Annotated in this window: 12 protein-coding genes; 4 read left to right on the top strand and 8 right to left on the bottom strand. The window is 73.3% G+C overall.

Translation table 11 applies throughout. From position 1 onward, the window contains the following. Positions 1 to 17 precede the first annotated feature (17 nt). Together ABT354_RS02860 and ABT354_RS02855 are read left to right on the top strand one after the other, a co-directional pair. The gene (locus ABT354_RS02860) at positions 18 to 1340 is read left to right on the top strand and encodes a nicotinate phosphoribosyltransferase (RefSeq protein ID WP_351488112.1); all 1323 of its coding nucleotides are present in this window, start codon (positions 18 to 20) and stop codon (positions 1338 to 1340) included. A 256-nt stretch (positions 1341 to 1596) separates the two neighbouring features. Next, entirely contained in the window at positions 1597 to 2184 is a 588-nt protein-coding gene (locus ABT354_RS02855; protein WP_351488109.1) for an isochorismatase family protein, read from the top strand. Between the two features lie 49 nt (positions 2185 to 2233). Here the strand turns inward: ABT354_RS02855 and ABT354_RS02850 are convergent, their stop codons facing one another. From ABT354_RS02850 to ABT354_RS02835, 4 genes are all read right to left on the bottom strand, one after another. Further along, positions 2234 to 2569, bottom strand: a complete 336-nt coding sequence (locus ABT354_RS02850; RefSeq protein ID WP_351489130.1) for a hypothetical protein — start codon at positions 2567 to 2569, stop codon at positions 2234 to 2236. A gap of 123 nt (positions 2570 to 2692) precedes the next feature. Then, positions 2693 to 5110 carry an immune inhibitor A domain-containing protein gene (locus tag ABT354_RS02845; RefSeq protein WP_351488106.1) on the bottom strand — a complete coding sequence of 806 codons (2418 nt, stop codon included), beginning with the start codon at positions 5108 to 5110 and terminating at the stop codon, positions 2693 to 2695. Positions 5111 to 5553: 443 nt separating this feature from the next. After that, complete coding sequence (locus ABT354_RS02840; RefSeq protein WP_351488104.1) at positions 5554 to 6384, bottom strand: RDD family protein; 831 nt, start codon at positions 6382 to 6384, stop codon at positions 5554 to 5556. 168 nt (positions 6385 to 6552) lie between these two features. Beyond that, positions 6553 to 8259, bottom strand: a complete 1707-nt coding sequence (locus ABT354_RS02835) for an RDD family protein (RefSeq protein ID WP_351488102.1) — start codon at positions 8257 to 8259, stop codon at positions 6553 to 6555. Positions 8260 to 8663: 404 nt separating this feature from the next. Here ABT354_RS02835 and ABT354_RS02830 point away from each other — a divergent pair, with 404 nt between their 5' ends. Next, positions 8664 to 9167 (top strand): SsgA family sporulation/cell division regulator, encoded by a 504-nt coding sequence (locus ABT354_RS02830; RefSeq protein WP_351488100.1) that lies wholly within the window; start codon positions 8664 to 8666, stop codon positions 9165 to 9167. A gap of 34 nt (positions 9168 to 9201) precedes the next feature. On the opposite strand, the gene ABT354_RS02825 is transcribed toward ABT354_RS02830, so the two are convergent. Together ABT354_RS02825 and ABT354_RS02820 are read right to left on the bottom strand one after the other, a co-directional pair. Continuing rightward, a complete protein-coding gene (locus tag ABT354_RS02825) occupies positions 9202 to 9582 on the bottom strand; it encodes a VOC family protein (protein ID WP_351488098.1) in 381 nt (126 codons plus the stop codon). Between the two features lie 245 nt (positions 9583 to 9827). After that, positions 9828 to 11195, bottom strand: coding sequence for an FAD-binding oxidoreductase (locus ABT354_RS02820; protein WP_351488096.1), 1368 nt, complete (start codon positions 11193 to 11195; stop codon positions 9828 to 9830). A 108-nt stretch (positions 11196 to 11303) separates the two neighbouring features. Between ABT354_RS02820 and ABT354_RS02815 the strand changes: the two genes are divergently transcribed. Next, positions 11304 to 12746, top strand: a complete 1443-nt coding sequence (locus tag ABT354_RS02815; RefSeq protein WP_351488094.1) for a tetratricopeptide repeat protein — start codon at positions 11304 to 11306, stop codon at positions 12744 to 12746. A gap of 32 nt (positions 12747 to 12778) precedes the next feature. On the opposite strand, the gene ABT354_RS02810 is transcribed toward ABT354_RS02815, so the two are convergent. Both ABT354_RS02810 and ABT354_RS02805 read right to left on the bottom strand, forming a co-directional pair. Next, on the bottom strand, positions 12779 to 13465 hold the full coding sequence (locus ABT354_RS02810) for a class F sortase (RefSeq protein ID WP_351488092.1): 687 nt from the start codon (positions 13463 to 13465) through the stop codon (positions 12779 to 12781). 227 nt (positions 13466 to 13692) lie between these two features. Next, positions 13693 to 14262 (bottom strand): hypothetical protein, encoded by a 570-nt coding sequence (locus ABT354_RS02805; RefSeq protein WP_351488091.1) that lies wholly within the window; start codon positions 14260 to 14262, stop codon positions 13693 to 13695. Positions 14263 to 14310 lie beyond the last annotated feature (48 nt).

Below are 14310 nucleotides of genomic sequence, written 5' to 3'. Positions count from 1 at the left end.
GCATGAGGTGGAGTGTCGTGAACACCGCTGACCTGGGGCTGCCGGTGGACGTCCCCTCCACCGCCCTCTTCACCGATCAGTACGAGTTCACGATGGTCCAGGCGGCCCTGCGCGCGGGCACCGCCGACCGCCCCTCGGTCTTCGAGGTCTTCACCCGCAGACTCCCCGAGGGCCGCCGGTACGGGGTGATCGCGGGCACCGGCCGGGTACTGGACGCCGTGGAGAACTTCCGCTTCGACGCCGGGGTGCTGCGCTTCCTGCGCGAGCGGAACATCGTGGACGGGCCCACCCTCGACTGGCTGGCCTCCTACCGCTTCCGCGGCGACATCTGGGGCTACCCCGAGGGCGAGGTCTACTTCCCCGGCTCCCCCGTCCTGCGGGTCGAGGGCTCCTTCGCCGAGTGCGTGCTGCTGGAGACGGTGATCCTCTCCATCCTCAACCACGACTCGGCCATCGCCGCCGCGGCCTCCCGGATGTCCTCGGCGGCCGGCGGCCGGCGGCTGATCGAGATGGGCGCCCGGCGCACCCATGAGCTGGCGGCGGTGGCCTCGGCGCGCGCCGCGTATGTCGGCGGCTTCGACTCCACCTCCGATCTGGCTGCGGGCTTCCGCTACGGCATCCCCACCGTGGGGACGAGCGCGCACGCCTTCACCCTGCTGCACGACAGCGAGCGGGACGCCTTCCGGGCCCAGGTGGAGTCGCTGGGCCGGGGCACCACCCTGCTGGTCGACACCTATGACGTGGCCGAGGCGGTCCGTACCGCGGTCGAGGTGGCCGGGCCCGGTCTCGGCGCGGTCCGGATCGACTCCGGCGATCTGCTGCTGGTGGCCCACCGGGTGCGCCAGCAGCTGGACGAGCTGGGCGCCCGGGACACCCGGATCACGGTCACCTCCGATCTGGACGAGTACGCCATCGCCTCGCTGGCCGCCGCGCCGGTGGACGCGTACGGCGTCGGCACCCAGCTGGTCACCGGCAGCGGGCACCCCACCTGCTCGATGGTCTACAAGCTGGTCGCCCGCGCCGCGACGCCCGGCGGGCCGCTGGAGCCGGTGGCGAAGAAGTCCCTCGGGTCGAAGTCCTCCCGGGGCGGCCGCAAGTGGGCCCTCCGGCGGACCGACGCCGAGGGGATCGCGGAGGCGGAGATCGTGGGCACCGGCCCGGTCCCCACCGGGCCGGCCGGGAGGCAGCTCCAGATCCCGCTGGTCACGGGCGGCGAGGTGGTGGCCCGTGAGCCGCTGGACACCGCGCGCGAACGGCACATCACGGCGCGGGCCGCGCTCCCGATGTCGGCCGTTCAGCTCTCCAGGGGCGAGCCCGTTCTGCCGACGGAGTACGTATAGACGGCGTACGGGCGGGGGTGGGCGGGAAGGGGGCGACCGCGGCGCTCCCGGCGGCCACCGGCCCACAAGCGGGTACGGACGGGGGCGCACGACCGGTGCGCCGGACTGCCGGGCCCGGGGCACGACCGCGTACCCTGCCATGCACATGAAGAGCCCACCGGCCGTCCGCCGGACTCCCCGCTCCGGGGATATTCCCCCTGAACCGGGGCATCCGCAGACAGCCGTACCCATCCCCCCTCACCGAAGGACAGCCGCCATGCACCGCGCGTTGATCGTCGTCGACGTTCAGAACGACTTCTGCGAGGGCGGCAGCCTCGCGGTGGCGGGAGGTGCCGAGGTCGCCGCCGCCGTCACCGAGCTGATCGGCGACTCCGCGCGGGACACCTACCGCCATGTCGTCGCCACCCGTGACTGCCATGTCGACCCGGGTGACCACTTCTCGGACACGCCCGACTACGAGAACAGCTGGCCGGTGCATTGTGTGGCGGGCACCGAGGGGGTGGGCTTCCATCCGAACTTCGCCCCCGCCGTGGCCTCCGGCGCGATCGACGCCGTGTTCGACAAGGGCGCCTACGCCGCCGCGTACAGCGGTTTCGAGGGCAGCAACGAGAACGGGCACACCCTCGCCGAGTGGCTGCGCGACCATGAGGTGACCGAGGTCGACGTGGTCGGCATCGCCACCGACCACTGTGTACGGGCCACCGCGCTGGACGCGGTCCGGGAGGGCTTCACCACCCGGGTGCTGCTCGATCTGACGGCGGGGGTCTCCCGGGAGCGCACCGAGTGGGTCTTGAAGGAGCTGCGGACGGCGGGCGTGGCGCTGACCGGGACGCCGGCCGTCTGACCCGTACCCGCATACCCGTATGCGGTATCCGGATCCGGTACCCGTACGGTCAGCCCCGTACCGCCGGGTCCGATAAGCCGGTGCGCTCCCGCAGCAGCGCGCGGAAGGGGCGCCAGAGCCCGGCGCCCGTCTCCGGCTGGGTCCGCCAGACCAGCCCGTCCGGGTGGTGCAGCACGGCGGTGATCTCGTCCGGCGTGGGCGGCTCCGCGTTCCCCCGCAGATAGACGGCGCGCAGCCCCAGATTCCGCAGCCGGGTCAGGGCGCGGGCCCGGTTCGCCGCATGGACGAGGAAGCGGGCGGGGCGGCCGTCCCCGAGCGGGCTGGGCAGGCTGAGCGCGACCACCACACTGCCGCTCGGCAATCTGCTGAATCCTCCACCGGGCATATGGATCGACTCCCCGTTGAGATCGTGTGTCAATAAGAGTCTGGCACCCCGCACCTAAACACGATCGGCCGTCGCCCGCCAGGGGGCAACGGCCGATCATGTTCTGACCTGCTCATTCACCAATTACTTGGTGGAAGGACCAACCTTTACGGTGATCGTCTCGCCGCTCTTCGGCTCCTTGACGATCGAGATCTTGGTGTTGGTGTCAGCAACCTTGACCCCCTGGGTGGGGTTCTCGGCCGACCAGTAGACGCCCTTGCGGTCGTCGAAGACACCCTGGCCCTTCTTGGCCGGGATCCGGGTCGGGACGCCCGCCCTGTGGAGGGTGAACCCGTCGTACGGGCGGGTCGAGAAGGTCGAGTCGAACGCCTGGATCCGGTTGCGGATCAGGGTGCCGTCCGCCCACTTCAGCGGCTTGGCGTTGGCGTCGATCGGGAGGATCTGGCCCTCACCGGGGTGCAGACCGACGTTGTTGTCCATCTGGAAGGTGTCCCAGTACCAGATCAGCAGGCCGTTCTGGTACGGGTAGCGCTCCACCCACTGGTTCCTCGGCGCCGGGAAGCCGAAGTTGTACGGGCCGGTCCGCAGGGTCTCGTCGTACGAGACGTACTGGCGGTTCTCGGCGATGTAGTACTTCTCGTAGTCCTTGGTGTACGAGTCACCGATGCGGGAGAAGCCGTTCACGGTCCAGCCCGCGTTGTCGCCCTCGGCTCCGTCGCTGACCAGAGTGGCGCCGTCGGCCTTGATCGTCAGGGCGTCGGCGGTGAAGCCGCGCTCCGCGGTGGCGCCGTCCGTCCGGTACTGGAAGCGGACGTCGATCTTCTTGCCCGCGTAGGCGTTCAGCGGGTAGACGAGCTTCTTGTGGGGGCCCGAACGGCCCGTCAGCGCGGGCTTGCCGCCCGGGTCACGGGTGATCGGCTGACCGTCGGCGGTGCCGTCGAGGGGGGTCCAGGTGGTGCCCCCGTCGGTGGAGACCTCGGTGTAGAGGAAGTCGTAGTCGCGCTCGATCTGCCACCAGCCGGACAGCTCCAGCGAGGCGGACGACTTGCCGGTCAGGTCGACCGGGCGGCTCAGGGTGTTCCTGAGGTCGTCGCCCATGTCGCTCCACCACTGCTTGGCGCCCTCGGCGGGCGTGACCACCGGGCGGGTGCCGGGCCGCTTCGGCAGCTCCACCACGAGCGCCTGGGGGCGCTTGGTGTTGTACGCGGAGACCCCGAGGGTGTGGCTGGAGGCGGTGGCCGCCTTCGCCTTGGTGTAGTTGAGCCAGCCCAGCTGGAGCTTGTCCCAGGCGGTCATGTCGCCGGGCCGCTCACCGATGGTGTCCCGGCCCCGGTTGAGCCAGGAGCCGGAGGACATCAGGCTCCAGAAGCCGGTGGAGTTCTCGCCCCGGCCGGAGTAGTCGTAGAGGTCCGGCAGGCCCAGGTCGTGGGCGTACTCATGGGCGAAGACGCCGAGTCCGCCGTTCTCGGGCTGGACGGTGTAGTCGCCGACCCACACCCCGGTGTCGCCGACCTGGGTGCCGCCCGCCTTGTTGCCGTCGGGTCCGGTGCGCCCGTTGTCGGTGCCGTAGGCGTACCAGCGGTGGGCCCACAGGGCGTCCGTGCCCTGGACGCCGCCGCCCGCGGACTCGTCCTCGCCGGCGTGGACGAACTGGAAGTGGTCGATGTAGCCGTCGCGCTCGTTGAAGTTGCCGTCACTGTCGAAGTCGTAACGGTCCCAGGTGTCGTACTCGGCGAGCGCCGCCTTGATCTGCTCCAGGGTCCTGCCCTGGGCCTTCTGGTCCGCCACCCAGGCGTTGACGCCGTCACGGACCGCGTCCCAGGCGTTGTTGCAGGTGTTCTCGCCGCACCAGTTGGAGCCGTAACGGGCCTCGTTGTACTCGACCTTGACCCAGTCGGAGACGGTGCCGTCGACCGAGTAGCGGCCCGAGGACGCCCGCTCGAAGTAGGTCTTCACCGACTCCTTGGGCTTGCCCTGGGCGTCCTTGCCGGTGCCGAAGTACAGGTCCTCGAAGTGGGCGCGGTTGTAATCCGCCTGCCAGATCGTGGTGTTGTTGACCGCGCGGTTGGGCTCGGCGATCACATTGTGCAGCGGGCCGGGGGTGCCGCCGTACTTCACGGCGGGGGCCTCGGGACCCTCGGGGCCGTCCGGGTCGTGCAGGGTGGTGTTGTCGACCTTGTCGCCGAACTCCAGCAGGATGGTGAAGATCTTGTCGGTCTTCTCCCGGCCCAGCTCGACGTACTTGCCCTTGTCCAGCTTCACGACCTGGGAGGCACCGCGCTTCTGCACGGTCGACTCCCCGGATATGACCTGTTCGAGCGCGGTCTGACGCTGCTGCTTCTGCTGCTTGCTGAAAGGACCGTCGAGGTCGTGATCGACATGGTCCTTCCCCGGTGCCGGGTCCACGCGCTGGATCGGCGCGGACGCGCGGTCCGCCCGATCCCCCGCCTGGGCGGTGCTGAGCGTCGCGGCCGCCGCGGTGGTGGCGGCGAGCGCGACGATGACGGCGGACGCTCTGGTCGTCCGTCTCCTGGTGGTCACTTGACGGTGTCCTCCCCCGCGCCGTCGCCACGGATCCGGGGTGGGAGGGTCCGGGCGGGTCGAGCGCGTCACAAGTGACGGCATTCGACCCCAGGCGGTGAAGAAAAGACAACCCTTGACTCAGACATTCCTACTGCACTATGCAGAAGGGAAGTTCCGATAACCGGACAGTTCTCGGGAGAATACGGAGAACAAACCGGGAATGCGACAAACAGGAAAAGAAATGGGCCAGATGAATGGCTCAATGACTCCATGCGCCCCTGATGCGCCGGGTATCAAAAGAGCCGGAAAGACCCCATCGTTCCCCGGTGGAGCGTGCGGGTGCCATGCGGCCGGATGTCATATGGCCGGATGTCATGCATCGGGTGTCACGCGGGCGGATGCCACGCGGTCGGGCGTCATGAGGGTGGGTGCCACACGGCCGGGTGTCACGCGGTCGGGCGTCACGCGGTCGGGTGGGCGGGACCCTCGGGAACGGTGACCACCACGGTACGGCCCGCCTTGTCGTGGAGGCCCTGCCGATAGGGCTTGTCCACCAGGATCGAGATGATGAGGATCAGCCACCACACACAGAGGCAGCAGAGCAGCGCGGGCACCCAGAGCACGACCGCGCGGAGCAGCGCGGCACGGGTGTCCGGGACACTGCCGTCGTTGAGCGCCGCCACCCGCAGCCGGAGCAGCTTCTTGCCGAAGGTCTGGCCGTGCCGCTTCACGGTGAACCAGGTGTCGTAGCCGACATAGGCCACCATGGCGATCAGCGACCAGGCCCACTGGCGGCCGGTGTTCACATCGCTGGCGATGTCGTCCCAGCTGTCGCCGTTCTCGGCGCCGACGCTCCAGCCGCCGAAGATCAGCGACAGCAGGAAGAGCGGGATGAAGACGAGCACGGCGTCGATGGCCCGGGCGGCGAGGCGCTTGCCGAAGTCGGCGAGCGGGGGCATGCCGGCGAGCGGGTCGGGGCCGCCGCTGTGGGGGCCGCCGGAGCCGCTGGAGTCGTACGGGGGCATGCCGCCGGGGGAGCCGGCGCCATAGGGGCCGCCGGTGCCGTACGGGTCGCCGCCGCCGGTGCCGTAGGGGCCACCGCCGCCGGAGCCCGAGCCGTAGGGGCCGCCGGGTCCGGGCCCGCCGGGTCCGCCCTGGCCGGGACCGCTTCCCTGGCCGGGACCCCAGCCGTCGCCCTGGCCGCCGGGCGGGCCCGGGTCCTGGGGTCGCTTGCGGAAGGGGTCGTCATCGGCACCGCCCGGTCCGGGCGGCGGCGGCTGATCGTTGCTCATGAGGGCAGTGCACCGTGGGGCCGGGGCACCCGCAATCCCGGGTGCGCCGTTCGGAGCACGGCGGTCCCCCGTGCGCGGCCCGGCGGGGGTCGCCTCCCGGGTGGCGGTACGGGTCGCCGCGCGGTGGAGGGCCCGGGGCGCGGTACGGGTCGCCGCGCGGCCGAGGCGTCAGGGCGCGGCACGGCGGAGGACCACAAAGGTATGGGCGGCCTTGTCGTGCCAGCACTGGCGCCAGGGCCGGTCGACCAGGGCCCAGCTCACATTGAGCACCCCGATGATCGCGGGCCCCAGCAGGACGTAGACCAGCCAGCGGCGGAGCGCGGCGCCGAACGACGGGGGCCGGTGGGTCCCCAGGTCGAGCACGGCGATCCCGCAGAGCCGCTTGCCGAGGGTGGCGCCCCAGCGGGCGGTGGGCAGGGCCTCGTACACCAGACCGAGCAGGATCAGCGCGCCGAGGACCACACCGATGTTCAGGGCGGTGGTGGTGTCCAGCAGCCAGACGGTGACGGTACGGCCGGTGCGCCGGGCGGCCTCGATCTTGTGGTCGACGTGGTCGAGGGTGCGCAGGGTCATGGGGACGGCGACGGCGCCGGTCAGCGCGGCGAGGACGACGGTGTCGACGAGCCGGGCGGTGAGCCGGCGGCCGAGTCCGGCGGGCCGGGGGGTGGCGCGCTCGCGCGCGGCGGGCCGCGGGGCTTCGGGCGGCGCTTCGGCACCCGCGCCCCGGGCCAGTTGGTGGACCTGCTGGGACCAGGAGGCGACGGCCTTTCCGGCCTCCTCGACGGCGGGCGGCCGGGTGGACCGGGGCCGGGCCGGGGGCAGCGGAAGGGCCGGCGGCAGCGCCGGGGAGACCCGGGGCGGGCGCGGCACGGGAGCGGCGGGGACCGGGACGGGCGGCCCTGCGGTCGCCCCGGGTGTGCCGGTCGCCCCGGGTGTGCCGGGCATGCCGGGCGCGTCGTGGCCGGAGGGTCCGACGATCCGGGGGTCGGCGGTGTGCCCGGCCCGTTCGCCTTCGGTACGGGCCCGCTGGGCCTGCTCCCGCTCGACCCGCTCGCGCTCGGCCCGCTGGGCGCGGGCGCGGCGCAGGGCACGGATCGTCAGGGTGCTGTCGGTGGGCGGTTCCACGCCGCTGCGGGGCCGTACCGGACGGATGGGGAGGGTTCCCTCCGGGCGGGTGGCCTCACCCACCGGGCCGGGCCCCGGGGCTGCCGAGGGGCCCGGCCCCGTACCCGTACCCGTCCCGGTCATGGAGCCGGTCATCGCCCCGGGCGCACGGGCGGCGGGCCGGGCCCGTTCGCGGACGGGCGGGGCGGGCAGCCGGGGGTCGGCGGGCCGGGGGCGCTCCCCGGGCGGGCTCTGCGGCCGGAGCGCGGGGAAGGGGGCACCGGATCCGCCGCCCCGGTCCGCGTCGACGGGGGCGTGGGCCGTGCCGGCCACGGCGGCCCCGGGGCCCGGAGCGCGGCCCCCCTGCCAGGAGACCCGGTGGTCGTGGTCGCCGCCGAAGCCGGTCTGGCGGGCGGCGTCGGCCCGCCAGGCGGTGGCCGGTTCCGGTCGGGAGAACGGTTCCGGCACCGGCTCCGGGGGGTCCTCGTCGAGGAAGACGGGGCCGGTCTCCTCCACCCGTCCCGGGCCGCTCTGCCCCGCCACCCCCGCCGGCCGGTGCTCCGCGCGGGCCGCCGGGGCCCGTCCGGGCTGCTGCCGGGTCACCCGTCCGGGCAGCGGTGGCATCGCCTCGCCCGCGCCGGGCGCGGGGCGGCTGCTGCCGGGGACCCAGGCGGCGCCGTTCCAGTAGCGGATGTAGTGCGGGATGGAAGGGTCCGGGTAGTAGCCGGGGCTGGGGCTCTCGCTGTCACCGGCCGGGGTTGGGGCGCTCATCACCGTGGTCCCGTATCTCCTCGGAGAGCCACTCATGACTCCTCTGCTTTCGGACACTCGCGGCCGACTGGGCCCCGTCAGGCTGTAACGACCGCGGCCCGATGAGGTTCCGTTCCCGGCGGGCGCGGACTCCCCGTGCCCAACGATCCGACCCCGTGCGACGGCACTTTCCCGCCCCCTCCGGTGCCGCCACCCGGGTGCGGCGTTCCACCCGGACGGCGTACCCGGAGGGCGCCTGGGGTGACGGTTCCGGGGGTCGGGGGGACCCGGAAGAGTGGTGACTCTCCGCAGTGGAATGTCACGGAAAGTTTTTCCCAGAAGTCGCGTCATCGCGGAGGGGGAGCCCGCTCTCACCGTACGAGGGCCTGTTCCAGGTCCGGTACGGACAACGAAAGCGAGCTGTCATGCACTCCGTGGTCGAGCGTGAGCTGGAACTGAGGCTGGTGCTGTCGCCCGAGCGCAGCATCCCCGTCCCCGCCCGGCTGGTGTACCGCACCGACGACCCCTTTGCCGTGCACATCACCTTTCACATCGGCTCGGCCTCCCCGGTGACCTGGACCTTTGCCCGGGAGTTGCTGGTGGAGGGGGTCTTTCGCCCGTGCGGACAGGGGGATGTCCGGATCTGGCCGTCCCGGGCCGAGGGCAGAAGCGTGGTGCTGATGGCGCTGACCTCGCCGGACGGGGAGGCGCTGATGGAGGCGCCGTCGGTGGCGGTGTCGGCCTGGCTGGAGCGCACCCTGCGGGTGGTGCCCCCGGGCACGGAGCGCGACCGGCTCGATGTGGACGGCGGCCTGGAGGAGTTGCTGTCGCCGGGCCGGGCGCACCGGCTCCGGGCCCGGGGGCACTCCCCCGCCCGGGGCGAGGCCCCCGGCCCGGCGGACGAGATCGCGGACCCGGACGAGCCCTAGAACCTCACGGTGGGCCTCGGCGGCCGGAGCCGGGCTAGTCGATCACATAGGTGTGGGTCAGGAACTCCAGCCAGTGGCCGTCGGGGTCGGCGACATAGAAGCCCCGGCCGCCGAAGTGGTGGTTGACCTGCTGGGGCTGCTGGGCGTGCGGGTCGGCGAAGTAGGGCAGCTCCCGGTCGACGACCTTCCGGAGGATGGTGTCGAACTCGTCCTCGGTGACCAGGAAGGCGAGGTGCTGGGAGGGGAAGCCGTCCTCGGAGTCGAGGTAGTCGAGGCTCACCCCGTTGGCCAGGGGAACGACGGCGAAGGGGCCGAACTCCTTGGGTTCGGGCTCGTCGATCAGTTCGGCCAGGAAGCGGGCCCCGGCGAAGCGGTCATGGCTGTGGACGACGGTGTGGTCGAGACGGGCCGGCACGGCTCCTCCTTCAGAGGTGGGACCGGGCACCGGTACGAGCGGTGGGCCCGGTCTCCTCACCCTAGGAAGGCGGGCCGTGCCCCGGCCATCGGACCTTGGTCCCACCCGGTGATACCCCTCAAGGACCAGCGGGATCCGGCCATCCGGCGCGGCATCGGAAGGGGCTGGAGCGGCAGAAGTGACGGGAGTGACAGAAGAGGGGAGAGGGGGCCGTGGCTGCCCGGGAGCCTCACGGGCCCACGGGCTCAGAAGAGCTTGCCCGGGTTGAGGATGTTCAGCGGATCGAAGGTCGCCTTGATCCCCCGCTGCAACTCCAGCCCCACCGGCCCCAACTCCCGGGCCAGCCACTCCTTCTTCAGCACCCCGACACCGTGCTCCCCGGTGATCGTGCCGCCCAGCTCCAGACCGAGCGCCATGATCGCGTCGAAGGACTCCCGCGCCCGCCGGGACTCGTCCGGGTCCCGCTGGTCGAAGCAGACCACCGGATGGGTGTTGCCGTCGCCCGCGTGGGCGCAGACCCCGATGGTCAGCCCCTGGGCCTCGGCGATCCGGGCGGTGCCCTCGATCATCGCGCCGAGCCGGGAGCGCGGCACACAGACATCGTCGATCATCGTCGCGGTGCTGATCCGCTCCAGCGCGGGCAGCGCCGACCGCCGGGCCTGGAGGAGGAGTTCGGACTCGGCCGCGGTCTCCGCCGGGACGACCTCGCTCGCGCCCGCCGCCCGGCACAGCTCCCCCACCGCCGCGAGATCGGCGGCCGGGTCGGAGGTGTCGAAGGCGCAGAGCAGCAGCGCCTCGGTGGACTCCGGCAGCCCCATCCGGGTCAGCGCGTTGACCGCCCGTACCGTCGTACGGTCCATCAGCTCCAGGAGCGAAGGGGTGTGTCCGCGCTCCATGATCGCGCAGATCGCCTCGCAGGCCGCCGCGGCCGAGGGGAACTCCGCCCCCAGCACCAGCTGCGCGGGCGGCTTGGGCCGCAGCGCCAGGACCGCCCCGACCACGATGCCGAGGGTGCCCTCGGAGCCCACGAAGAGCCGGGTGAGGTCATAGCCGGCGACCCCCTTGGCGGTGCGGCGGCCGGTGGTCAGCAGCCGACCGTCGGCGAGGACCACCTCAAGGCCGAGGACATACTCGGCGGTCACCCCGTACTTCACACAGCAGAGCCCGCCCGACGCGGTGCCGATGTTCCCGCCGATGGTGCAGCTCTCCCAGCTGGAGGGGTCCGGCGGATAGGTGAGGCCGTGCGCGCCGACCGCGCGGGACAGATCCGCGTTGACCACCCCGGGCTCGACCACCGCGATCCGGTCCACCGGGCTGATCTCCAGGATCCGGTCCATCCGGGTCAGCGAGAGCACCACACAGCCGTCGGTGGCGTTGGCCGCGCCGGAGAGCCCCGTACGGGCGCCCTGGGGGACGACCGGGACCCGCAGCTCCGTCGCCGTCCGCATCACATGCTGGACCTGTTCGACGGTCCGGGGCAGCACCACCACGGCGGGGGTGCCCGCGTCGCAGAAGCTCGCCATGTCCCGTCCGTACGCCACGGTGACATCCGGATCGGTGAGCAGCGCGTCGTCGGGGAGGCCCGCGCGCAGCCGTACGAGGAGATCGTCCATGGGCCCAGCGTGGCACCCGGGGCCATCGGTGTGAACCCGTCCGCCGTCCGTGTCACGGGTGCGGGTGCCATTCCTCGTATGGGCTGATGATGGGCGCACAGTGGCGTCATGGGCACCGAACGGATGAAGAACGCCGCCGTGGCGGCGCTGGTCGTCGCCACCCTGGTCGGCGGGGTGTTCATGCTCGTACCCGACGGCGGGGGCGGTCCGCCGCCCGCGCCCGGTCCGGCCGCGCGGGCCCTGACGGCCGCCGCCACCGGGGCGCCCGCCTCGCGTGCCGAGCTGACCGCGCTGATCGGGGAGCGGTCGGGGTGGCTGCGGGAGCATCCGGACGACAGCGAGTCCTGGGCGGTGCTGGGGACGGCCTACGCCGAGCGGGGCGCCCGCTATGCCGTCTGGGCCGATCTGCCCCGGGCCCAGCGGGCGCTGGACAGCTCGCTGGGGGTCCACCCGGCGGCCGAGGGGAACACGGAGGCGCTGCTGGGTCTGGCGGCGCTGGCCGGGGCGCGGGAGGACTTCACGGCCGCCCGGGAGCACGCGGTGGCGGCGCAGAAGCAGCGGCCCCGGCGGTGGACGGTCTACCGGGCGCTGATCGACGCCCAGGGCGGGGTCGGCGCGCACAAGGCGGTCCACTCGGCGCTGGACCGGCTGACGGAGCTGTACCAGGGGCCGCAGGCACGGGCGTTGGCGGCGCAGGTCTACCGGGACCGGGGGTGGCGCGAGGACGCCTTGGCCACCGCCCATGACGCGGTCGCGGACGCCGCCGGGGCGGCGGAGCGGGCGGTGGCGCTGCGGCGGCTCGGTGATCTGGCGTGGGAGCGCGGCGAACCCGGGGAGGCGGTGGCGGCGTACGAGGGGGCGCTGCGGCTCGACCCCGAGCTGCACCCCGCGCGGGCGGGCCGGGCCCGTTCGCTGGCGGCGCTGGGCCGCTTCGAGGCGGCGCTGCGCGAGTACCGGGCGGCGCGGGCGCGGTTCCCGCTGGCGGAGTACGCGCTGGAGGCGGGTGAGCTGCTGGAGTCGCTGGGGCGGCGGCCGGAGGCCGAGGAGGAGTACGCGGCGGTCCTGACGGCGGCGGAGCGGGCGGAGCGGTACGGGGTGGGCCAGGAGCTGGTACGGGGGCGGTACGAGGCGGACCACGGCGATCCGGAGGAGGCCGTGCGGCGGCTCACGGAGGTGTGGGAGGCGGGCCGGCGCTCCCTGGGGGTCGCGGACGCGCTGGGGTGGGCGCTGTACCGGGCGGGGCGGCCCCGGGAGGCGCTGCCGTACGCCAAGCGGGCGACCAAGGAGGGGCTGCGGAGTCCGCTGTTCTCGTACCACCGGGGGCAGATCGAGCGGGCGCTGGGGCTGTACGGGCCGTCGCGCCGCAGCATCGGCACGGCGCTGCGGGTGAACCCGTACTTCTCGCCGCTGCTGGCCCCGGCGGCGCGGAGCGCGCTGACCTCCCTGGGTGAGCCCCCGGCGCGCGGGCCCCGGCGGATGACCGGCCGGGAGAGCCTGAACGTGCCGGGCGCGGCGGGCTCCCGGAGCACCCGGGGCGCCGCTTCGGGCTGACGCCCCGGGTGCTCCCTCCAGAGGAACGGCGGTCAGGTGCGCGTGGCGTAGACGATCAGGTTGTCGACGGGGTGGCCCTCGGGGTCGAAGGCGCCGTCGCAGGTGATCAGGCGCAGCTCGCGGCCGTTGGTGGGGCCGTACACCCGCTGGGTGGGGAACGCCTTCTTGGAGACGGCCTCCCGGTGGGTGACGGTGAAGGTGGTGGTGGTCCCCGCGGTGTTCCGTACGGTGATCTCCGCCCCCTTGGCGATCTTCTTCAGATCGTGGAAGACGGCCTTGCCGTGGACGGTGCTGTTGTGTCCGATGATCACGGCGGGGCCGCGCTCGCCCGGGACCGGGCCGCCGGTGTACCAGCCCGCCGTCATGCCCCGCTCGGGGGGCGGGACCTGGACCGTGCCGTCCCGGTTGAGGCCGAGGGGCATCAGGGAGCTGTCGATGCCCAGGGAGGGGACGGTCACCCGGGTGGGCCGGGCGCTCTTCCGCTCCTCCGCCTCCCGCTGTTCCCGCTTCCCCTTCGCGCCGTCGCCGCCGGAGGCCGAGGCGGCGGCCCGGTCGGCGGCGGGCGGTGCGGTGGCGGAGGTGGCCGGGCCATGGTCGACCGTGGCCGCGTTCTCCGGCCCGGTGGCGCACCCGGCTCCCGTGACCAGCACGAACGCGAGGAGCAAGGGCGCGGCGAGAGCGGGGCGAACACGACGGGAGCGCCGCCGGGACAGCTGCATCGGGACTCCAGGTCTGCTGGTCGGGCGGGTTCGGTCGGGCGGGTCCCGGCCGGGCGGAAGCGGAGGCGCGGCCACCACGCCGGTCGGGCGGGTGGCCGCGCGGGCCCGTACGGAGATCAGGCGTACGGGACCCGTACCGAGGTCGTACGACGGGTGCGCACCGGCCCGTACGAAGAGACATGCACGACGGGGTGAGTACGAGGGGGTCGGCCGCGAGGCCGCGGCGGTCAGACGCCGGTCGACCGGCGGCGGAGCATCAGGCCGCCCGCGCCCGCGAGCACCCCGAAGGCGACGGCGGTGGCGCCGGTGACGGCCCAGCCGCTCGCGCTGCCCGCCTCGGCGGGACGCTCACCGGCGGCCACCGAGCCCTTGGGCACGACGACGGGCGCCCCCTTCTCCGAGGAGACCTTGTCCAGGAAGACCCGCTTCGGCTCAGGCGAGGGCTTGTCGCCCGCGGCGACCGAGCCGCGCGGCACGACCTGCACCTTCACCGGGGCGGACTTGCCACCGCCGTCGGCGGAGACGGCGGCCGGGGTGAGCCGCAGCGGGGCGGGCTTGTCGCCCGCCGCCACCGAACCGCGCGGCACGACCCGCACCTCCACCGGCTTGACGGCGCCGGCGGGGGCGGCCACCGGGCGGCCCAGATCCACCTTGACACCATCGGGGGTTTCGGACAGGTCGACCACCCGGGGCTTGGTCGGCGAGGAGTCGGCGACGGCGGCGCCCGCCGGCGCCAGGACGGCGACTCCCCCGATCAGGGAGACGGCGATGGCGCGCAGGGACATTCGTGAGGTCATGGGACAGGTTCCCTTTCCTTCGGTGGCCGGGTCCGGGGCGGTGTCGCG

This window comes from Streptomyces sp. NPDC000594 (assembly GCF_040299965.1).
Classification (GTDB): domain Bacteria; phylum Actinomycetota; class Actinomycetes; order Streptomycetales; family Streptomycetaceae; genus Streptomyces.
This window is presented reverse-complemented; position numbering and strand designations above follow the sequence as displayed.

Coding starts and splice junctions, on each gene's coding strand:
- ABT354_RS02855 (WP_351488109.1), top strand. CDS start 1,597: ATGCACCGCGCGTTGATCGTCGTCGACGTTCAGAACGACTTCTGCGAG.
- ABT354_RS02850 (WP_351489130.1), bottom strand. CDS start 2,569: ATGCCCGGTGGAGGATTCAGCAGATTGCCGAGCGGCAGTGTGGTGGTC.
- ABT354_RS02840 (WP_351488104.1), bottom strand. CDS start 6,384: ATGAGCAACGATCAGCCGCCGCCGCCCGGACCGGGCGGTGCCGATGAC.
- ABT354_RS02835 (WP_351488102.1), bottom strand. CDS start 8,259: ATGAGCGCCCCAACCCCGGCCGGTGACAGCGAGAGCCCCAGCCCCGGC.
- ABT354_RS02830 (WP_351488100.1), top strand. CDS start 8,664: ATGCACTCCGTGGTCGAGCGTGAGCTGGAACTGAGGCTGGTGCTGTCG.
- ABT354_RS02820 (WP_351488096.1), bottom strand. CDS start 11,195: ATGGACGATCTCCTCGTACGGCTGCGCGCGGGCCTCCCCGACGACGCG.
- ABT354_RS02815 (WP_351488094.1), top strand. CDS start 11,304: ATGGGCACCGAACGGATGAAGAACGCCGCCGTGGCGGCGCTGGTCGTC.
- ABT354_RS02810 (WP_351488092.1), bottom strand. CDS start 13,465: ATGCAGCTGTCCCGGCGGCGCTCCCGTCGTGTTCGCCCCGCTCTCGCC.
- ABT354_RS02805 (WP_351488091.1), bottom strand. CDS start 14,262: ATGACCTCACGAATGTCCCTGCGCGCCATCGCCGTCTCCCTGATCGGG.